This window comes from Rhodopseudomonas pseudopalustris (genome assembly GCF_900110435.1).
In the GTDB taxonomy this organism is placed as follows: Bacteria; Pseudomonadota; Alphaproteobacteria; order Rhizobiales; family Xanthobacteraceae; genus Rhodopseudomonas; species Rhodopseudomonas pseudopalustris.
The window spans coordinates 316,480-336,702 of record NZ_FODT01000005.1; the positions used below are offsets into that span (position 1 = coordinate 316,480).

Sequence of the window (20,223 nt, forward strand, 5' to 3'; positions counted from 1 at the left end):
GCTGGTTTCGACAACGAACATCGGGGACCACACGATGGACGCAACGACAAACAACAAGTCAGCAACGCTTACGGTTGGAAACAACGCTTACGATCTTCCCATTCTGACCGGAACGGTGGGCCCCGATGTCGTCGACATCGGCAAGCTTTACGCCCAGGCGGGGTTGTTCACTTACGACCCTGGTTTCACGTCGACGGCGAGCTGCCAGTCCAAGATCACCTATATCGACGGCGATGCCGGCGTTCTCGAATATCGCGGCTATCCGATCGAGCAACTCGCCCAGCAGGGCGACTTCCTCGAGACCTGCTATCTTCTGCTGTACGGCGAACTGCCGACCAAGGCGCAGAAGGAAGATTTCGACTACCGGGTCACGCGCCACAACATGGTGCACGAGCAGATGGCCCGATTCTTCCAGGGCTTCCGCCGCGACGCGCATCCGATGGCGGTGATGGTCGCGTCGGTCGGCGCGCTGGCCGCGTTCTATCACGACTCTACCGACATCAACGATCCGACCCAGCGGATGATCGCCTCGATCCGGATGATCGCCAAGATCCCGACGCTGGCGGCGATGGCCTACAAATACTCGGTCGGCCAGCCGTTCATGTACCCGAAGAACTCGCTGACCTTTGCCGGCAATTTTCTGCACATGTGCTTCGCCACACCTTGCGAGGAGTACAAGGTCAATCCGGTGCTGGCGCAAGCTCTCGACAAGATCTTCACGCTGCACGCCGATCACGAGCAGAACGCCTCGACCTCGACGGTCCGCATCGCGGGCTCCTCCGGCGCCAACCCGTTCGCCTGCATCGCTGCCGGCATCGCCTGTCTGTGGGGTCCGGCGCATGGCGGGGCCAACGAGGCTGCGCTGGCGATGCTGAAGGAAATCGGCTCGGTCGAGAACATTCCCGACTTCATCGCGCGCGTGAAGGACAAGAACTCCACGGTGCGGCTGATGGGCTTCGGCCACCGCGTCTACAAGAACTACGATCCGCGCGGCAAGATCATGCAGCAGACCTGCCATGAAGTGCTGGCCGAGACCGGCCATCACGGCGACCCGCTGTTGAAGGTGGCGATGGAGCTCGAGAAGATCGCGCTCAGCGACCAGTACTTCATCGACCGCAAGCTGTATCCCAACGTCGACTTCTATTCGGGCATCACCCTGAAGGCGATGGGCTTCCCGACCGACATGTTCACCGTGTTGTTCGCGGTGGCGCGCACCGTCGGCTGGATCAGCCAGTGGAGCGAGATGATCGAGGATCCGCAGCAGAAGATCGGCCGTCCGCGCCAGCTCTTCACCGGCTCGCCGAGCCGCCAATATGTCGCGATCGACAAGCGCGGCTGATCCGCTTCGACCGTAGCTCGACAAAAAACGGCGAACCGCCCCGCGGTTCGCCGTTTTGCTTTGGAGAGTCCTGAACAGGGCGGAGAGCGTGGCCCTGCCCGCCCGCCGGCGTCACGCCTTGCGCAGCACCGCCAGCACGACATCCGCCGCGCAGGCGCTCGGCGTTTGCGCGCCGGTCGACATGATCTCGTCGATCCGGGTGAAGCCTTCGAGCTGGCGCGTCCGCATCGGCGAGTCGGCCAGCACCTCCCGCAATGCCGGGACCAACTTGTCGGGCACGCAGTCTTCCTGGATGAACTCCGGGATGACGTTTTCGCCGACGACGAGATTGGCGAGGATCACCGAGGCCGAGCGGATCACCCGCTTGCCGATCCACGCCTCCATCGCCCCGGCCTTGTAGACCGCCACCATCGGCACATGCGCCAACGCCAGTTCGAGCGTCACCGTGCCGGATTTTGCGAACGCCGCCCGCGCGATCCGGAACGCGGCCTTTTTCTCGGCATCGCCGACCACGATGGTCGGCTGCACCGGCCAGTCACGCACCCCGGCCTCGACCGCGTCGCGCAGATGCGGAACCGTCGGCAGGATCAGTTCGAGATTGCCCTGCTCCGCCTGAAGCCGCCCCAGCGTCTCGCCGAACACCGCCATCTGATGGAAGATCTCGCTGCGCCGGCTGCCAGGCAGCACCACCAGCACCGGCGGATCGGAATCGCGCCGGGCCTGCTCGGCCGGGCTCGGACGCAGACTGTCGATCTGCTCGGTCAGCGGATGGCCGACATAGGTGCAGGGCGGACCGCGCAGCCTGCGATATTCCTGCGGCTCGAACGGCAACAGCGCCAGCACGTGATCGACATAGGGCCGCATCGCGCGCGCCCGGCCCGGCCGCCATGCCCAGACCGTCGGAGATACGTAGTTGACGATCGCGATCGACGGGTCACGCACCCGCACCCGCTTGGCGACTCGATGGGTAAAGTCGGGACTGTCGATGATGATCAGCATGTCGGGCCGGGCGCGATGCACCGCCTCGGCGGTGCTGCGGATCCGGCGGAGGATCGAGGGCAGCCGTCGCACCACGGCGGAGATTCCCATGATCGACAGCTCCTCGATCGGAAACAGCGAGACCAGCCCCTGCTCCGCCATCGCCCGGCCGCCGACGCCTTCGAACCGAACGGAGACGCCGAGCCGCTGCTGCAGCTCCTTCATGAGCGCCGCACCAAGGCGATCGCCGGATTCCTCGGTGGCGATCAGAAACAGCCTGTGCTGCGCGCCTGGGCTCGAACGCGCAGCCATCATGCCGGCACACCTGTGACGAACAGGCCAGCCGCGTCTGCGGCTTTGATCGTCTCCTGCGGTTCGGCGACCAGCGTGTTGCCGGCTGCAACCGCGATGCCGGCGAGCCCTGCGGCCGCGACGCCTTCGACGGTGCGCGGGCCGAGCGTCGGCAGGTCAAAGCGGAGGTCCTGGCCGCTCTTGGGCGACTTCACCAGGACGCCGCGACCGGGTTTCGCGTGGATGGCGCCCTGCGCCCGCAGCCGCGCCAGATTGGCGAGCAGCGCATCGGTGCCGCCGATATCCTCGACCGCCACGACATGGCCGTCGATCACGATCACGCCCTGCCCGATATCGAACGGGCTGAGCGCCGCCAGCACCGCGATGCCCTTGGCGATGTCGGCGAGATGTCCCTCATCGGGAGCAGCCCGGGTGAGTTCGCCCCGTGGCATCAGCAGCTCCGGCGCGACGTCCTTGACGCCGTGCAGGCGAAAGCCTTCGCCCTCGAAGATCCGGCCGATGCTGGTGAGCAGATGATCGTCGCCGCCGCGATACGCGGCCATCACGCTCGGCAGAACTCGCACCGCGCCCCAGTCGAGCCGAACCGACGCCAGCGACGGCCGCACCACGGAGCCGATGAACATCACGTCGCGGCAATGCTCGGCCCGCAACAGCCGCTTCAAACGGCCGTACTGGCCGATCGAGATCCAGTGGTGGCGAAAGCGCGCAATCCCGCTCGGATCGCAGAAGCCGCGCAGCCCGATCAGCAGCGGCGTGATCTGCCTCGCCTGCATCGAGTCCGCGATGGCGAACGGCAATACGCCGCCGCCGGCGATGACGCCGACGGGCGAACCGATCTGCAGGCCGGGAGCCGTCATGGCGCGTCCGCTGCTGGTCTAGGCGTCGTCGTGATCGTGGTCGTCGCTGCTGCGCGCGCCGTCGGCCGCCATGCACAGGGGGCGGCGACGCTTGCGGCTCTGGCCGTCGTCGATGAAGGCGATGATCTCGGCGATGGCCGGGTCTTCGGACGCGCGCGGACGCACCCGCTCAAGCCGTTCGACGAACAGCCCCGGGCTGTAGAACAGATCGCTGAAGAACGAGCGAACAACGGACAGCCGCTCCCTGGTGAATTTACGCCGGCGCATCCCGACGATATTCAACCCGGAGAGCCGCGCATAGATGCCGCTGGCGAGGGCGTAGGGAATGACATCGTCGCGCAGCCCGCTCATACCGCCGATCATCACCTGGGGACCGACCCGGGTGAATTGCTGCAGCACCGTCATGCCGCCGATAAAGGTGTAGTCGCCGATCTCGCAATGACCGCCGAGCGTCGCCATGTTGGCGAAGATCACGTCGTCACCGACGATGCAGTCGTGACCGACATGACTCGCCGCCATGAAGAAGCCGCGGTCGCCGACCCGGGTCACCCCGCCGCCGCCGACCGTGCCTGTATTCATCGTCACGTTCTCGCGGATCACGCAGGCGCTGCCGATTAGGAGCTTCGTCGGCTCGCCTTTGTATCCCGTCGACTGCGGCGCGCCGCCCAGCGACGCGAACGGGTGGATCGTACAATTGTCGCCGATCGTGGTGTGACCGGTCACGCTGACATGGCCGACCAGCCTCGACCCCGCACCGATGCTGACGTTCGAACCAATCACGCAATACGGCCCGATCGACACGTCGTCGCCGATCACGGCGCCGTCTTCAATTCGCGCGGTTGGGTCGATACTGCTCATGAAATGGCGATCAATCCGTCAGCATCGCGCCGACGTCGGCTTCCGCAACGGTCTTTCCGTCGACGAGAGCGTCGCCGTGGAACCACCACATCGTCTTGCGGCGGCCGATACTCGTCATGTGATACTCGACGGTATCGCCCGGCAGCACCGGCTTGCGAAACTTGCATTTGTCGATGGTCAGGAAATACACCGCGCGCGGCTTCTCGGTGCCGGAGACCGACATGATTCCGATCACGCCAGCGGTTTGAGCCATCCCCTCGATCATCAGCACGCCGGGAAATACCGGCCGATCCGGGAAGTGTCCCTGAAACGCTGGCTCGTTGAATGTGACGTTCTTGACGCCAATGCCGCTGTAGTCCTCGCGGATGTTTCTGACGCGATCGATCAGCAGAAACGGAAAGCGGTGCGGGAGGGTCTTCAGGATGGTGTTGATATCTACATTCTCGAAACGTATCGGCGATTCCATCAGCCCCGTTCCCCATTTTTTCCGTCGTCGGACTTCGGCGCTGCACCGCTCCGCAGCAGACGCTCGACCGCAATGATCTCCCGGAACCACTGCTTGGTCGGCTTCGCGAAGAACCCGCCCCAGCGCTCGCCAGCCGGCACACTGTCCTTGACCGCGCTCATCGCGGTGATCTGCGCGCCATCGCCGATCGTAACGTGATTGTTGACGCCGACCTTGGCGCCCAGCGCCACGTTGTCGCCCAGCGTCAGGCTGCCGGCAAGGCCGCATTGCGCCGCGATCACGCAATGTCGACCAATTGTTACGTTGTGGCCGACCTGGACCTGATTGTCGATCTTGGTGCCCTCGCCGATCACCGTATCGCGCAGGCCGCCCCGATCGACCGTGGTGCCGGAGCCGATCTCGACGTCGTTCTGGATGATCACCCGGCCGACCTGCGGCACCTTCTGATGGGTTTGGGCGAAGATGAAGCGGAACCCGTCTTGCCCGATGTGACAGCCGGGGTGAATCAGAACGTTGTTGCCGATCAGCGCGAACTGGATCGTGGTGTTGGCGCCGACATTGCAGTCGCGACCGATCTTGACACCGCTCGCGATCACGCTGCCCGCGCCGATCACACTGCCCGCGCCGATTTCGACCTCTGGACCAATTACAGCCAGCGGATCGACGATCACGCCGTCCTCGAGATGGGCCGTGGGATGAATCACCGCCGACGGAGCGATGCCGGCGCTGCCGAAGCCCGACATCGGCCGCATCGCATCTTCGTGGATGTGCCGCGCATAGGTGACGAAAGCGCGGACCGGGCTTTTCACCCGCAGCACGGCCACATGTGACGGCACGCGGCCCTCATGCCGCTGCGTCACCAGGCAGGCACCAGCGCAGGTCTGCTCAAGTTCCGCAACGTAATTGAGGTTCTCGAAAAATCCGAGATGCATCGGCCCCGCCTCGTCGAGCGAGGCGATGCCGGTGATGACGCGGTCGCCCTGTGAAGGGTCGATCAGCTCTGCCTTCGTCAACGCGGCGATTTCAGCCAGCGTGGACGAAGGACGCGGTTTGAAGAACAAAGTCGAGGTCATCCTGCGTTCGCAGTCCCGACCGCGGGACTTAGAACGTCGTCCCGCCGCCGAATTTGAATTCCTGGACGCGGTCGTACTTACCCTTGGTGATCGGGATAGCATAGTCGAACCGCAGCGGACCGAACGGCGAGGCCCAGATCAGGCCGACACCGACCGAGGTGCGGACCAGATTGGTGTCGTCGTAGTTCAAGCCGGCGCACGAACCGATCGATGTCTCGGTCGCCCTCGAACAGCCCGCCCCGTTGACTTCGTTGGTGAGCGTCCACGACGTCGGGCCCTTGTAGTCGAACAGCGAACCGGCGTCGGCATAGACGGCGCCCTTGAGCCCGACTTCCTTCGGCAGGAACCAGAACGGCATCTGCATTTCGACCGATGCGCCCCAATAATTGGTGCCGCCCAGCGCGTCGCCGCCATAGCCGTAGAAGGCGTACTGGCCGATGTCGCGCGGACCAATGCCGTTCGGCGCGAAGCCGCGGACCAGGTTCGGACCCATCTGGAAGTGATCGAGCATCCGGAGCTGGTTGTCGCCATAGCTGCTGAGGTTGCCGGCCTGCAGGCGGATGATGCCGACCACTTCCGAAACCAGCGGGGTGTAGTACTTCGCGTCGAACGCCGACTTGATGAACTTCACGTCGCCACCGAGGCCCGCGAAATCCTGACGGAAGTCGACCAGCAAACCGTTGGTCGGGTTCCGGGTGTTGTCGAGCGTATTGTAGGTCAGCGTATAGCCGATCGACGAGGTCCAGTACGCGGCGTTGGAGAGGCCGATGCGGACCGGCAACGAGGCTTCGCCGTCAGCCAAACAGCCCAACCCGGGATTCCCGTTCGGATTGTTCGCGATGAAGTTCATGTACTGGGGCGTCGGATTGTAAAGCGGATTCGCAGTCCCATCGGCGAGGAACTGATTGTTGTTACAATTGTTCAGGTAGCCCGGCAGCGTGATCTCCTGCCGATACAGCGAATAGCGCAACTGCAGCGACAGGTCCTCACGCAGGGCGAAGCCGAGCCGCGGGCTGATGCCGAGCGTCTTGGTGCCGTACGAGATGTAACGGTTGGCCAGCTGTTCCCGCTGATACAGGTCGAGACCGAGCGCGACGCGATAGTCGAGCAGATAGGGCTCGACGAACGACAGCGAATAGCCACGGGCATACTGGCCGTATTGCACGGTCGCCTTGGCGAACAGGCCGCGGCCGAGGAAGTTGCGCTCCGAGACGCTGACTTCGCCCAGCGCACCGTCGCTGGTCGAATAGCCGCCCGACACCGAGAAGTCGCCGGTCGATTTCTCTTCGAGGTTGACCACCAGGATCACGCGGTCGCTCGACGAGCCGGGCTCGGTGGTGATCTTCACCGATTTGAAGAAGTCGAGGTTCTTAAGCCGTCGCTCGGCACGATCGACTAGAGCGCGGTTGTAGGCATCGCCTTCGGACAGGTCGAACTCACGCCGAATGACGTAGTCGCGGGTCCGGGTGTTACCCAGCAGATTGATGCGCTCGATATAGACCCGCGGCCCCTCTTCGATCGAAAACGCGATCGAAACTGTATGGGACTCGAAATTACGGTCGCCACGCGGCCGCACCGTCGCGAAAGCATAACCGCGACGCGACATCTCGATCTGCATTTCCTCGACGGACTTTTCGAGCGCCTCGGCGTTGTACAGCGAGCCGACACTCACGCGCGAATAGCTCCGCAGCGAATTGGCGTCGAAGTTCGGAATGGCCGAGTCGAACGTCACCGAAGAAACGCGATACTGCTGACCTTCCTCGATCTTGAAGGTCACCAGGAAGCCCTTGCGACCCGGATCGTATTCGGTCAGCGCGGCGACCACCTGCACGTCGGCATAGCCGTTCTTCAGATAGAAGCGGCGAATGAGGTCGCGGTCGGCCTCGACCCGGTCCGGATCGTAGACGTCGCCCGAGCCGAGGAAGCTCAGCAGGTTGGATTCGCGGGTCTTGATGACGTCCTTCAGCCGGTAGGACGAATACGCTTGATTTCCGATGAACTCGATCGACTTCACGCCCGTCTTGGCGCCCTCGTCGACCACGAACACGAGGTCGATACGATTGTTCGGCTGCTCGATGATCTGCGGGTCGACGCGAACGTCGTAACGGCCCGACCGGCGGTAGATTTCGGCGATGCGCAGCGCATCGGACTGGACCATCGGACGCGACAGCGTGCCCCGCGGCTTCGACTGGATTTCAGCCGAAAGCTGCTCGTCCTTGATCTTCTTGTTGCCCTCGAACGCGAGCCGGCCGATCACCGGATTCTCGACCACGCTGACAACCAGACGGCCACCGCCGCCCTGATTGATCCGGACGTCCTGGAACAGGCCGGTCTCGATCAGCGCCTTGAGGCCATCGTCGATGCTGCCCTGGTCGAGCCGGCCACTGGGGCCCGGCTTGAAGTAGGAGCGAATGGTATCGGCTTCGACCCGGCGGTTGCCCTCGACCTGAATCGAGGAAGCAGACTGCGCGGCCGCAGGCGACGCCGTCAATACAGCGGTCGCCGTCGTGGCAACCGGTACGGCGAAAAACACCAGGGCGGCAAGAACTCCCCCCCGCAACACTCGCATTCCAGCATTCATGCGCAACGCGCCCTTGTCATTCCATTGCCGACGCGCAGCCCCCGCGCCGGCAGAATCCCCAACTTGCCTTGCTTGTAGACAATTTTGCCAACGGGGCAAACGTCCTTTCGCACTGCGATTTCATTTTCATTCCAACACGTTGCCCATCGGCCACGATCGGGTCCCGCGTTACGACGACGCCAGGTGAAGAATGTCGTTGTAGGTCGCGAAAACCATCAACATCAGCACCAATCCCAGCCCGATCCGGAAGCCCATTTCCTGAGCCCGCTCGGACAACGGACGTCCGCGAACGGCCTCGATCGCATAGAACATCAGGTGGCCGCCATCGAGCAACGGAACCGGAAACAGGTTGAGAAGACCGATCGAGATCGACAGCACCGCAGCCAGATGGAGCAGCGGCGTAAAGCCGATGGTCGCGACCTGTCCAGAGATCTGGGCGATTCGCAACGGACCGCCGAGTTGGTCGGCCGCCTCGCGGCCGGCGAACAGGCCGCCGATATAGGAGAAGGTCCGGTCGACGACGAACCAGGTCTCCTTGATTCCCATCCAGACCGCGACGGCCGGGTTGACCCGCTCGGTCGTGGCCTCGTTTGCGGTCGTGGAGCGGCTGATGCCGAGGATGCCGAGGCGCTGGACGTTGCCGAACCGGTCCTTGATCTCGCGCAGCTCCGGCGTCGCCTTCAGATCGATGGTCGAGCTGCCGCGCTGGACCGTGAATTTCATCTCCCGGCCGGCGTCGCCGCCGACCTTGCGCTGCATGTCGAGAAAGCTGTGAATCGGGCTGCCGTCGATCGCCAGAATCACGTCGCCGGCCTGGAAGCCGCCCGCCTCCGCGGCGCTGCCCGGCTGGATGGCATCGACCCGAGCCGAGGTGCTCGGCACGCCGAACACCGCGAACAGGAAGGTGAACAGCACGATTGCAAGGATGAAATTGGCCAGCGGCCCGGCGACGACGATCGCCGCACGCGGACCGACGCCCTTGTGATGGAAGCTGACCGAGCGCTCGTCCGCGCTCATTTTCGACAGAGAATCGTTCGACGGCGTACTGGCCTCGCTGTCATCGCCGAAGAATTTAACGTAGCCGCCGAGCGGAATCGCCGAGAGCTTCCAGCGCGTGCCGTGACGGTCGTTGAAGCCCGCGATCTCCGGACCGAAGCCGAGCGAAAACGTCAGCACCTTCACGCCGTTCCAGCGCGCCACCAGAAAATGGCCGAGCTCATGGAAGAACACGACGATCGTCAGAACGAACAAAAAGGGCACCACGTAACCCACGATTCCGTGGCTCAACGTGCTGAACCCATTCATAAAAATATCGGCCATCCCATTCCTCTCAAGCAGAACCGACGGCCCTGTTCCCCAAACCTCTAGGATGCCTTTGCGGCAATTTGAGGCAATAGGGTGGCAGCCATTTTTCGCGCGTTATGGTCAACGGCGATGGCGTCGTCGGCGCTGCTGAGCGGCGCCAGATTGCCGGCCCGGACCCACCCGTTGAGAGTGTCCTCGACCAGCCGGGCGATTGCTCCAAACCGGATTTTCTGGGCGATGAAGGCCGCGACCGCCATCTCGTTCGCCGCATTGTAGACCGTGGTGGCTCCGTTGCCGGTCCGAAGCGCATCGTAAGCCAGCCGCAGCCCCGGGAAACGGACGAAGTCCGGCGCCTCGAAGGTGAGCTGGCCGATCTTGGCAAGGTCGAGTCTGGCCGCGCGGCCGGCGATCCGGTCCGGCCAGCCCAGACAATGCGCGATCGGGATCCGCATGTCCGGCGCGCCGAGTTGCGCCACCACGGAATGATCCGCAAACTCGACCAGGCCATGAACGATCGACTGCGGGTGCACCAGCACGTCGATCTCATCGGGCGACAGCGCGAACAGATACGACGCCTCGATCACCTCGAGGCCCTTATTCATCATCGAGGCCGAGTCGATCGTGATCTTCTGGCCCATGCTCCAGTTCGGATGCTTGAGCGCCTGCGCCAGCGTCGCCTGTTCGATATCAGCGGCGGCCCAGGTCCGGAACGGCCCGCCGGAGGCAGTGATGATGACGCGGGTGAGTTCGTGGCGGTTGCCCGAGGCCAGCGCCTGGAACAGCGCGTTGTGCTCGGAATCGGCCGGCAGGATCCGCGCGCCCGCCGCGACCGCCCGGCTCATGAAGAAGTCGCCGGCGCAGACCAGACACTCCTTGTTGGCCAGCGCGACGGTGGCGCCACGGTCGACCGCTGCCAAGGCAGGTTTGAGACCGGCCGCGCCGCTGATCGCCGCCATCACCCAATCGGCCGGCCGCGAAGCTGCCTCGATGACCGCGCTCTCGCCAGCCCCGCAGGCGATCTCGGTGCCGGCCAGCGCGGCGCGCAATTCGCCGAGCCGGGCCGGATCGGCCACCGCGACGAATTTGGCGCTGAACTCCTTCGCCAGCTTTGCAAGGCCGGCGACATTCGCGTTGCCGGTCAGCGACTCGACCCGATACTTCTCGGGCGCAGCGCGCAGCAGGTCCATCGTGCTGTCGCCGATCGAGCCGGTGGCGCCGAGAACGCTGATGGTGCGCACGCCAGCATGGGCGGCGCCGTCATTCTTCAAAGGGACTGCACTCATCGGATCACCACACCATAAGACCGCGACCAATACCATCCAGCGATCCACGCGTCAGCCCGATCAGGACGGCAAGCGCAACGGCCGCGACATAACCGTCGAGCCGGTCGAGCAAGCCGCCATGGCCGGGGATGATGTGGCTGGAATCCTTCACGCCGAACCGGCGTTTCACCGCCGATTCGAACAGGTCGCCAAGTTGCGAAACCGTTGAAAGAACTGCCGCAAGCATCAGCAGCGGAAGCACTTTTCCAAATCCGGCCAGCGCGAATCCGAGCCCCACCAGCAGGCTCAGGACCAGCCCGCCGATCGCGCCGGCCCAGGTCTTTTTCGGGCTCACACGGGGCCAGAGTTTCGGGCCGCCGATACTGCGGCCGGCAAAATAGCCGCCGATATCGGAGCCCCAGACAATCAGCAGAACCAGCACAAGCGCGGTAAATCCGTACTCAGGGTCGAGCCTGATCAGAATGGAGGCGATCAGCGCCGTCGCTGCGTAGCCGAGCCCGGAGGTGGTCCAGCGCCGCGGCTGATCGCCGAGCACCGCAAGCCCGCCGACGCCGAGCGCGGCCGCCAGCATTGCCGGCCCGGTCTTGTCGAACATCAGCCCGATTCCGCAAACCAGCAGCGTCAGGCAGCCGATCACCAGCACGCGGAAGTCCCGCGCCGCGCCGACAATCGACAGCCATTCCAGGAACAGACCGATCGCGACGGCGGTGCCGAGCGCGGCCCAGGCCCAGCCGCCGACATAAGCGATCGCGATCGCCGTCGGCGCCAGAACGAGTGCTGCGGCGACTCGCAGCAAGAAATTCCGGGAGCCCTGCTCGGCTACCGGCGCTGGCGCCGCCTTGTCCTGGCTCACGCGTGTCACGATCCTGTTTTTGCGGCCAAGCCGCCGAAACGGCGCTCGCGCCGGGCATATTCGGCGATCGCGCCTTCCAGCGCGGCCTTGTCGAAGTCCGGCCAGTGGATCGGCACGAACACCAGTTCACTGTACGCCGCCTGCCACATCAGGAAATTCGACAATCGTTGCTCTCCGCTGGTGCGGATGATCAGGTCGGGATCGGGAATGTCGGGGGCGTCAAGGTAGCGGCCGAGCGTCTCGATATCGATGGTCGCCGGATCACGCTTGCCTTCGGCAACCTCGCGCGCCAGCCGCTGCGCGGCGTTGGCGATCTCCTGCCGCGAGCCGTAATTGAAAGCGACCACCAGATTGAGCTTGGTGTTGTTCTGGGTCAGTTCCTGGGCCTCGTCGAGCATCGCGCACAGGTCCCGGTCCAGACGGTCGCGCTCCCCGATCACCCGAACACGCACGCCATCGCGGTGCAGCGATGCCAGATCGTTCCGGATGAACCGGCGCAGCAGCCCGAACAGATCCCCGATCTCAGTGGCTGGCCGAGCCCAGTTCTCCGAACTGAACGAAAAGATGGTGAGGTACTGGATGCCGATTTCATTCGCCGCCCGGACGACGCGGCGCAGCGCCTCGACGCCGCGGCGGTGACCTTCGGCGCGTGGCAGGCCGCGCGCTGCGGCCCAGCGGCCGTTGCCGTCCATGATGATGGCGACATGCGCAGGTATGACGGGAGGATCCGATCGGTCGGTCGCGGTGGCGGCAGCTTTCGACATAGGTCAATTCCCGAAGCGTCATCCCGCGAAGAAGTACCCGTTCGCCGCCAGAAATTCTTCCAGATCAATAAGTTATAGCGGCCTCAATCACAAGACTCGATGCCGCCGTCATCGCACTAGGCCTGATTCTCGCGCATTAGCGAATGCCTCGCTGGGGCAGCGATCGCAGCAAAGGCACGTCCCGGACATCCGACCGCCGCCCAGCCCCGTGGCATGTTCGCTTCCTGCGCCGGCCGGATCAGCACCGAAGCAGAAAGCTAGACGGTCAGGATTTCTTTTTCCTTGTTTGCGAGCAACTGATCAATCTCGGAAATTGTGGCGTCGGTGGCCTTCTGCACTTCATGGTCGAGACGCTTCTGATCGTCCTCGGAAATTTCGTGCGCCTTCTCGAGCTTCTTGATGATGTCGAGCCCGTCGCGGCGGACGTGACGGACCGCGACGCGCGCGGCTTCGGCATATTTGTGCGCGACTTTCACCAGCTCCTTGCGGCGGTCCTGGTTCAGTTCGGGAATCCGCAGCCGCAGCACCTGCCCTTCGGTCGCGGGGCTGAGGCCGAGGTTGGAATCGACGATCGCTTTTTCGACCGCCTTGACCATCGACTTGTCCCACACTTGAACCGACAGCAATCGCGGCTCCGGCACCGAGACGGTGGCGACCTGATTGAGCGGCATGTGGGTGCCATAGGCATCGACCTGAACCGGCTCGAGCATCGAAGCCGAGGCGCGGCCGGTGCGCAGACCGCCGAGTTCGTGCTGCAAAGCCTGGGACGCGCCGTGCATCCGGCGCTTCACTTCATTGATATCGAATTTTTCGGACTGCATGCCAGTCACTCCTTCCAGAATTTCAATCCATCATCGCCATGGCGGCCGCGTATCAGCCAGCCACGACAGTGGCCCTGCCCGCGCCGCCCAGCACGGTCCCGATCGAACCCGGCTCGGCGATGGAGAACACGATGATAGGCAGCGAGGTTTCGCGGGCAAGCGCGAAAGCAGTCGCATCCATGACCTTGTAGCCGCCGGCGAGCGCTTCCGAATGTGTCAGCCGCTCGAAACGCGTCGCCTTCGGATCGCGCTTCGGATCGGCGCTATAGACCCCATCGACATTGGTCGCTTTCAGCACCGCGTCGGCGCCGATCTCGGCGGCGCGCAGGACAGCGGTAGTGTCGGTGGTGAAGAACGGATTGCCGGTGCCGCCGGCGAGCAGCGCAATGCCGCCCTCGCCCAGCGTCTGCTGCGCGGCTGCGCGGGTGTAGAGCTCGCAGACCTGCGGCATCACGAAGGATGACAGCGTCCGCGCTTTCTGGCCGTGGCGCTGCAGCGCCTCGCCGAGCGCAAGACAGTTCATCACCGTCGCCAGCATCCCCATGGTGTCGCCGGTCGGTCGCGACACGCCCCGCGCGGAGACTTCGACGCCGCGGAAGATATTGCCGCCGCCGACCACGACAGCGATCTCGACGCCGAGACCGCGCGCCGCGATCAAATCGCCGGCGACGCGATCGATGGTGGACTGATCGATGCCGTAGCTTTGGGGACCGGCGAAATACTCGCCCGATAACTTGACGACCACACGACGATAGATCGGCTCACCCATGATGCGGTCGCGCCCCTCGGTGGGTTTAAGCTCCCGGCCCGAGCGGCCGGGAGTACGTCATATCGAAAGCGATTACTTCTGACCGCTGGCCGCCGCGACTTCCGCCGCGAAGTCCGACGTCTGCTTCTCGATGCCTTCGCCGAGCGCGTAGCGGAAGAAGCCGGTGATCTTGATCGGCGCGCCGACCTTGCCCTCGGCATCCTTCACCGCCTGGCCGACGGCCTTGCCCTTTTCGTCGTGGATGTAGGCCTGCTCGAGCAGGCAGACTTCCTTGTAGTAGGTCTTCAGGCCGTTCTCGACGATCTTCTCGATCATGTTCTCGGGCTTGCCCTGCTGACGATACTTGTCGGCCATCACCTCGCGCTCGCGGCGGACGACCTCCGGGTCGAGCCCGGCCGGATCGAGCGCCTGCGGATTGGTGGCGGCGATGTGCATCGCGAGCTGACGGCCGAGCACGCCGAGTTCGTCGGCCTTTCCGGTCGATTCGAGCGCGACGATCACGCCCATCTTGCCGGCGCCGTCGATCACCGCGTTGTGGATGTAGCTCGCCACGACGCCCTGAGTGACTTCCAGCGCGGCGGCGCGGCGCAGCGTCATGTTCTCGCCGATGGTGGCGATCGCATCCGAGATCGCACCGGCGACCGTCGAGGAGCCGACCGGCGCGGCGTTGATCTTGTCGACGTCGGCGCCGACCTTGAGCGCGACCTGGGCGATCATCTTGACGAGGCCCTGGAACTGCTCGTTGCGCGCGACGAAGTCGGTCTCGGAATTGACCTCGATCACGACGCCCTTGGTGCCGTCGGTCAGCGCGCCGATCAGGCCTTCGGCAGCGACGCGGCCGGCCTTCTTGGCGGCCTTCGACAGGCCCTTCTTGCGCAACCAGTCGACCGCGGCTTCCATGTTGCCGTCGTTCTCGGCCAGCGCCTGCTTGCAGTCCATCATGCCGACGCCAGTGGTCTCACGCAGCTCCTTGACCATCGCTGCAGTAATCGTTGCCATGCTCGTAGTCCTTTGCCTGTCAGGGCGCACCGCGCGGCTGGAGCCCGCGGCACGCGATCAGGAATTCATCACAGATTTCGACGACCGGAACATTTCCCCGGCGCCTTGGAATTCGACTTGCCGGAAATGCTGTCGATCAATGGACGAAGCTGCGGCCGGACGGACCGGCCGCAGCGTCTCGCATTACTCCGCCTCGGCGGTCAGCCCCTTGGCCTGGGCGACCCAGCCGTCGGCGCGGCCCGGCAGACCGACTTCTTCGCCGATCTGAAGCACGGTGTCATGGTCGAGCTCGGCGAACTGCCAGTAGTGGAAGATGCCGAGGTCGTTGAACTTCTTCTCGATATCGCCGGACACGCCGGTGAGCTTCTTGAGATCATCCGGGGTACCGCGCGGACCCGACAGGCCCTGGAAGCCGGTCGCCTGCGCAGCCGGCAGATCCTCGCGCAGCGGACGCGAAGCCGCGCCGATGTCGATGCCGGAATCGCCCTGAGCGCGCGAAATGCCGTCGATCACCGCGCGCGCGATCAGATCGCAATACAGCGCGATGGCGCGGCCGGCGTCGTCATTGCCCGGGACCAGATAGGTGATGCCCTTCGGATCGCAATTGGTATCGACGATCGCCGCGACCGGGATGCCGAGGCGCTGGGCCTCCTGAATCGCGATGTCTTCCTTGTTGGTGTCGATCACGAAGATCAGGTCCGGCAGGCCGCCCATGTCCTTGATGCCGCCGAGCGAGCGGTCGAGCTTGTCGCGCTCGCGCTGCAGCGTCAGCCGCTCTTTCTTGGTGTAGGCGCTGGCGTCGCCCGAGTTCAGCACGTCATCGAGATGACGCAGCCGCTTGATCGAGCCCGAGATCGTCTTCCAGTTGGTCAGCGTGCCGCCGAGCCAACGCGAATTGACGAAGTACTGCGCCGAACGCTTGGCGGCGTCGGCGACGGCGTCCTGCGCCTGCCGCTTGGTGCCGACGAACAGGACGCGGCCGCCCTTGGCGACGGTGTCGCTGATCGCCTGCAGCGCGCGATGCATCAACGGCACGGTCTGGGCGAGATCGATGATGTGGATGTTGTTGCGGGCGCCGAAAATGTACTCAGCCATTTTCGGATTCCAGCGGTGCGACTGGTGACCAAAGTGCACGCCAGCTTCGAGCAACTGACGCATCGTGAATTCAGGAATCGCCATAGGTTTATTCTCCGGTTGTTCCTCCGGAAGCGTGTGAGCAAGGGGCGTTGGGACAGGACAATCCTGCCTTCCGGCCCGGTGCCACCGGACGGCGTTTAAGCCATGCTTCCGTGTGAGATGGCGCGGGTTATAGCCGGATTCCCCAGCAAAGCAAGGAATTCCGCCCCTCCCGCCGACGGGTCGGGCAAGCTTTCAGCAGCGACCGGACTCAGAGCGTCTCGACGTGCTCGACCCCGATCACCGCCTTGATCGCCCCGGCGATCTGGGGCGACACCTGAAACCGGCCGGGAATTTCGAATTCGACCTCGGTCTGCGGGTCGAGCCGCAGCACCAGGGCGATATTGCCTCCCGCGACCTTGGTCTCCGGCGGCTGCAGCCGTTTCGAGATCGAATCCAGCGGCTTGGTGTCCCGCAGGAAAATCCGCAGCCCTTTCTGGGTCTTGGCGGCAGCAGCGTCGAGCGGCTCGGCGTGCAGCACGCGGGCGCGAACGTCCTCGCCCTGCAGCTCGGCGCCGAGCTGCAGCAGCACCGCGGCGCCCGGCTCCAGCACTTCCCGATACTGCGCGAGCCCCTCGGAGAACAGCACCGCCTCGAAATGGCCGGTCGGGTCGGACAGGCCCATGATCCCCATCTTGTTGCCGGTCTTGGTGCGGCGCTCCATCCGCGACACCACCGTGGCCGCAACCTTCCCCGCCGTCGCGCCCGACTTCACCGCCTTGCAGAAATCCGACCAGGATTGCACCCGCAGCCGCTTCAGCGCGGTGGCGTAGTCGTCGAGCGGGTGACCGGACAGGAAGAAACCGATGGCGTCGTATTCGCGCCGCAGCCGCTCCGCCGGCAGCCACGGCTCGACCTGCGGCAGCACGATCGATGGCGCATCCGCAAGTCCGCCGAACATGTCGTTCTGGCCGCTGGTGGCCGCCTCGTGGCTGCGCTGGCAGGCGGCGATGATCGCGTCGGCGCCGGCGAACACCCGCGCGCGATTGGGATCGAGGCAGTCGAACGCGCCGGCGGCCGCGAGGCTTTCGATCACCCGCTTGTTGATCGCCCGCGGATTGACCCGGGCGGCGAAGTCCGCGAGTGAGCTGAACGGCTTGTCGCCCCGCGCCTCGACGATCATCTGAACCGCGTGCTGGCCGACGCCCTTCAGGCCAGCGAGCGCGTAGTAGATCGTATTCTCGCCGACCTCGAAGGTCGGGCCGGACCGATTGACCGAGGGCGCTTCGACCTTGATACCGAGTCGCTGCGCCTCGGCGCGGAATTCCGACAGCTTGTCGGTGTTGTTGAGATCGAGCGTCATCGACGCCGCGATGAACTCGACCGGATAATGCGCCTTCATATAGGCGGTGTGATACGACACCAGCGCGTAGGCGGCCGCGTGACTCTTGTTGAAGCCGTAGTCGGCGAACTTCGCCAGCAGATCGAAGATCGTGTCAGCGGCGTCCTTGGGCACGCCGTTTCTGGTGGCGCCCTCGACGAAGATCGCGCGCTGCTTCTCCATCTCGGCGCGGATCTTCTTGCCCATCGCGCGGCGCAGCAGGTCGGCTTCGCCGAGCGAATAGCCGGCCATCACCTGCGCGATCTGCATCACCTGTTCCTGGTAGATGATGACGCCGAACGTCTCCTTGAGAATCGGCTCCAGCATCGGATGCAGATATTCCGGCTCCTCGTCGCCGTGCTTGCGCGCGCAATAGGTCGGGATGTTCGCCATCGGACCCGGGCGATACAGCGCGACCAGCGCAATGATGTCCTCGAAGCGGTCGGGGCGCATGTCGACCAGCGCGCGGCGCATGCCCTGACTTTCAACCTGAAACACGCCGACCACATCGCCGCGCGCCAACATCTGATAGCTCGGAGCGTCCTCGATCCCGAGCGTCGCCAGATCGATATGGATATTGCGCTGCTTGAGCAGCTTCACCGCGACATCGAGCACGGTGAGCGTCTTGAGGCCGAGGAAGTCGAACTTCACCAGACCCGCCGGCTCGACCCATTTCATGTTGAACTGGGTCACCGGCATATCGGATTTGGGATCGCGATACATCGGCACCAGATCGCTGAGCGGCCGATCGCCGATCACGATGCCGGCGGCGTGGGTCGAGGCGTGGCGGGTCAGGCCCTCGAGCTTCTGCGCGATGTCGAAGGCGCGCGCCACCACCGGGTCTTCGTCGCGAAAGGCCTGCAGCTTCGGCTCGCTTTCGATCGCCTGCTTCAGCGACACCGGCGCGGCTGGATTCTGCGGCACCAGCTTGGTCAGCTTGTCGACCTGCCCGTACGGCATCTGCAGCACGCGGCCGACGTCGCGCAGCACGCCGCGCGCCTGCAGCGTACCGAAAGTGATGATCTGGGCGACCTGATCGCGGCCGTAGCGCTGCTGCACATATTCGATCACTTCGCCGCGGCGGTCCTGGCAGAAGTCGATGTCGAAGTCCGGCATCGACACGCGTTCGGGATTGAGGAAGCGCTCGAACAGCAGGCCGAAGCGGATCGGATCGAGATCGGTGATGGTCAGCGAATACGCCACCAGCGAGCCCGCGCCGGAGCCGCGGCCCGGGCCGACCGGAATGCCGTGCGCCTTGGCCCATTTGATGAAGTCGGACACGATCAGGAAGTAACCGGCATATTTCATCCGGGTGATGACATCGAGCTCGAAGGCGAGCCGCTTGCGATAGTCCTCCTCGGACATGCCCTGCGACAGGCCGTGGATGCGCATCCGGTCGGCGAGCCCCTGCTCGGCCTGGCGACGCAGTTCGGCGGCTTCCGCAGCCGCCGCCTCCTCGGCGTCGTTGACGCTGGCGCCGACGGTGAACAGCGGCAGGATCGGCTTGCGGGTCAGCGGCCGATAGGCGCAGCGCTGCGCGATCTCGACGGTGGAGGCCAGCGCCTCCGGCAGATCAGCGAACAGCACCGCCATTTCGGCGCGGGTCTTGAAGCGGTGGTCGGGCGTGAGCTGGACGCGATCGGTCTCGGCGATCAGCTTGCCGGAGGCGATGCACAGCAGCGCGTCGTGCGCCTCGAAATCATCGGAGGTCGCAAAATGCGGCTCGTTGGTGGCGACCAGCGGAAGCCCCATGTCGTAAGCGACGTCAATCAGCCCTGCTTCAGCGCGGCGCTCGAAATCGGTGTTGTGGCGCTGCAGCTCGATATAGAGCCGGTCGCCGAACGCCTGCGCCAGCCGCTCGCAGCGCAGCCGTCCCAGCGCCGGATCGGTCAGCATCGCCAGCGAGATCGGCCCGTCCGGCCCGCCGGTCAGCGCGATCACGTCCTCGGTCTCGCCGTCGAGCCAGTCGAACTTGATGTGCGGCGGCTGGTTCACCGGGGTTTCGAGGAACGCCCGCGAATTCAGCCGCATCAGGCTGCGATAGCCGCGCTCGCGCGTCGCCAGCAATACGATCCGCGACGGCGCCGCCACCGCGGTGTTGCGCGAGTTCGGGTCCTGGTCGCCGAAATCGATCCCGAGCTCGAGGCCGACGATCGGCTGGATGCCGCTGCCGGCGAGCTTATCGGAGAATTCCAGCGCGCCGAACATGTTATCGGTGTCGGTCAACGCCAGCGCCGGCTGGTGGTCGGCTTTGGCAAGTTCCGCCAGCCGCGCGATCTTCATCGAGCCCTTCAGCAGCGAATAGGCCGAGTGAACGTGCAAATGGACGAATCCGGCATTGCTCATCGGCGTGGCGGCTCTCGATCGGGCGGCAAATCGTGGGGGCGATCAGCGGTGAAGGTGGAGGGCCGGCGCGCGGAGCGCAGCCGACTCGACCGAAATGGTGGTCCGACCGACGCGGCCGCGCA

The 20,223-nt window shown here is 64.6% G+C and carries 16 protein-coding genes; 1 reads left to right on the forward strand and 15 read right to left on the reverse strand.

The annotated features are described in order from the left end of the window. The first annotated feature begins 34 nt into the window (after positions 1–34). On the forward strand, positions 35–1,339 hold the full coding sequence (gene gltA / locus BMY71_RS12540) for a citrate synthase (RefSeq protein ID WP_092684093.1): 1,305 nt from the start codon (positions 35–37) through the stop codon (positions 1,337–1,339). A 111-nt stretch (positions 1,340–1,450) separates the two neighbouring features. On the opposite strand, the gene lpxB is transcribed toward gltA, so the two are convergent. The 15 genes from lpxB to dnaE all read right to left on the reverse strand — a co-directional run bounded on the left by lpxB (position 1,451) and on the right by dnaE (position 20,101). Then, positions 1,451–2,632 (reverse strand): lipid-A-disaccharide synthase, encoded by a 1,182-nt coding sequence (gene lpxB / locus BMY71_RS12545; RefSeq protein ID WP_092684095.1) that lies wholly within the window; start codon positions 2,630–2,632, stop codon positions 1,451–1,453. Continuing rightward, positions 2,629–3,486, reverse strand: coding sequence for an LpxI family protein (locus tag BMY71_RS12550; RefSeq protein ID WP_092684097.1), 858 nt, complete (start codon positions 3,484–3,486; stop codon positions 2,629–2,631). The genes lpxB and BMY71_RS12550 overlap by 4 nt, the downstream gene beginning before the upstream one ends. A gap of 18 nt (positions 3,487–3,504) precedes the next feature. After that, positions 3,505–4,344, reverse strand: a complete 840-nt coding sequence (gene lpxA, locus BMY71_RS12555; RefSeq protein ID WP_092684098.1) for an acyl-ACP--UDP-N-acetylglucosamine O-acyltransferase — start codon at positions 4,342–4,344, stop codon at positions 3,505–3,507. Between the two features lie 10 nt (positions 4,345–4,354). Beyond that, complete coding sequence (gene fabZ / locus BMY71_RS12560; protein ID WP_092684100.1) at positions 4,355–4,810, reverse strand: 3-hydroxyacyl-ACP dehydratase FabZ; 456 nt, start codon at positions 4,808–4,810, stop codon at positions 4,355–4,357. After that, entirely contained in the window at positions 4,810–5,883 is a 1,074-nt protein-coding gene (lpxD, locus tag BMY71_RS12565; RefSeq protein ID WP_092684102.1) for a UDP-3-O-(3-hydroxymyristoyl)glucosamine N-acyltransferase, read from the reverse strand. Before lpxD ends, fabZ begins: the two co-directional genes overlap by 1 nt. Positions 5,884–5,911: 28 nt before the next feature. Continuing rightward, complete coding sequence (gene bamA, locus BMY71_RS12570) at positions 5,912–8,464, reverse strand: outer membrane protein assembly factor BamA (protein WP_092684104.1); 2,553 nt, start codon at positions 8,462–8,464, stop codon at positions 5,912–5,914. 168 nt (positions 8,465–8,632) lie between these two features. After that, positions 8,633–9,784, reverse strand: a complete 1,152-nt coding sequence (rseP, locus tag BMY71_RS12575) for an RIP metalloprotease RseP (RefSeq protein ID WP_011503255.1) — start codon at positions 9,782–9,784, stop codon at positions 8,633–8,635. Between the two features lie 44 nt (positions 9,785–9,828). Next, the gene (gene dxr, locus BMY71_RS12580; RefSeq protein ID WP_092684106.1) at positions 9,829–11,052 is read right to left on the reverse strand and encodes a 1-deoxy-D-xylulose-5-phosphate reductoisomerase; all 1,224 of its coding nucleotides are present in this window, start codon (positions 11,050–11,052) and stop codon (positions 9,829–9,831) included. 4 nt (positions 11,053–11,056) lie between these two features. Then, on the reverse strand, positions 11,057–11,905 hold the full coding sequence (locus BMY71_RS12585) for a phosphatidate cytidylyltransferase (protein ID WP_011503257.1): 849 nt from the start codon (positions 11,903–11,905) through the stop codon (positions 11,057–11,059). A gap of 5 nt (positions 11,906–11,910) precedes the next feature. Then, on the reverse strand, positions 11,911–12,669 hold the full coding sequence (locus BMY71_RS12590; RefSeq protein WP_011503258.1) for an isoprenyl transferase: 759 nt from the start codon (positions 12,667–12,669) through the stop codon (positions 11,911–11,913). A 257-nt stretch (positions 12,670–12,926) separates the two neighbouring features. Beyond that, positions 12,927–13,490, reverse strand: coding sequence for a ribosome recycling factor (frr, locus tag BMY71_RS12595; protein WP_011503259.1), 564 nt, complete (start codon positions 13,488–13,490; stop codon positions 12,927–12,929). Positions 13,491–13,542: 52 nt separating this feature from the next. Then, on the reverse strand, positions 13,543–14,259 hold the full coding sequence (pyrH, locus tag BMY71_RS12600; protein WP_092684108.1) for a UMP kinase: 717 nt from the start codon (positions 14,257–14,259) through the stop codon (positions 13,543–13,545). 72 nt (positions 14,260–14,331) lie between these two features. Next, positions 14,332–15,258, reverse strand: coding sequence for a translation elongation factor Ts (gene tsf, locus BMY71_RS12605; RefSeq protein ID WP_011503261.1), 927 nt, complete (start codon positions 15,256–15,258; stop codon positions 14,332–14,334). 183 nt (positions 15,259–15,441) lie between these two features. Further along, positions 15,442–16,437, reverse strand: coding sequence for a 30S ribosomal protein S2 (locus tag BMY71_RS12610; protein WP_011503262.1), 996 nt, complete (start codon positions 16,435–16,437; stop codon positions 15,442–15,444). A gap of 208 nt (positions 16,438–16,645) precedes the next feature. Then, positions 16,646–20,101, reverse strand: coding sequence for a DNA polymerase III subunit alpha (gene dnaE, locus BMY71_RS12615; protein WP_092684110.1), 3,456 nt, complete (start codon positions 20,099–20,101; stop codon positions 16,646–16,648). Between the last annotated feature and the right edge of the window lie 122 nt (positions 20,102–20,223).

Excerpts from the sequence above, each read along its gene's own strand:
- bamA (WP_092684104.1), bottom strand. The coding sequence starts at position 8,464 with ATGAATGCTGGAATGCGAGTGTTGCGGGGGGGAGTTCTTGCCGCCCTG.
- fabZ (WP_092684100.1), bottom strand. The coding sequence starts at position 4,810 with ATGGAATCGCCGATACGTTTCGAGAATGTAGATATCAACACCATCCTG.
- lpxD (WP_092684102.1), bottom strand. The coding sequence starts at position 5,883 with ATGACCTCGACTTTGTTCTTCAAACCGCGTCCTTCGTCCACGCTGGCT.
- lpxA (WP_092684098.1), bottom strand. The coding sequence starts at position 4,344 with ATGAGCAGTATCGACCCAACCGCGCGAATTGAAGACGGCGCCGTGATC.
- tsf (WP_011503261.1), bottom strand. The coding sequence starts at position 15,258 with ATGGCAACGATTACTGCAGCGATGGTCAAGGAGCTGCGTGAGACCACT.
- frr (WP_011503259.1), bottom strand. The coding sequence starts at position 13,490 with ATGCAGTCCGAAAAATTCGATATCAATGAAGTGAAGCGCCGGATGCAC.
- gltA (WP_092684093.1), top strand. The coding sequence starts at position 35 with ATGGACGCAACGACAAACAACAAGTCAGCAACGCTTACGGTTGGAAAC.
- pyrH (WP_092684108.1), bottom strand. The coding sequence starts at position 14,259 with ATGGGTGAGCCGATCTATCGTCGTGTGGTCGTCAAGTTATCGGGCGAG.
- dnaE (WP_092684110.1), bottom strand. The coding sequence starts at position 20,101 with ATGAGCAATGCCGGATTCGTCCATTTGCACGTTCACTCGGCCTATTCG.
- BMY71_RS12550 (WP_092684097.1), bottom strand. The coding sequence starts at position 3,486 with ATGACGGCTCCCGGCCTGCAGATCGGTTCGCCCGTCGGCGTCATCGCC.
- lpxB (WP_092684095.1), bottom strand. The coding sequence starts at position 2,632 with ATGATGGCTGCGCGTTCGAGCCCAGGCGCGCAGCACAGGCTGTTTCTG.
- BMY71_RS12590 (WP_011503258.1), bottom strand. The coding sequence starts at position 12,669 with ATGTCGAAAGCTGCCGCCACCGCGACCGACCGATCGGATCCTCCCGTC.
- BMY71_RS12610 (WP_011503262.1), bottom strand. The coding sequence starts at position 16,437 with ATGGCGATTCCTGAATTCACGATGCGTCAGTTGCTCGAAGCTGGCGTG.
- dxr (WP_092684106.1), bottom strand. The coding sequence starts at position 11,052 with ATGAGTGCAGTCCCTTTGAAGAATGACGGCGCCGCCCATGCTGGCGTG.
- rseP (WP_011503255.1), bottom strand. The coding sequence starts at position 9,784 with ATGGCCGATATTTTTATGAATGGGTTCAGCACGTTGAGCCACGGAATC.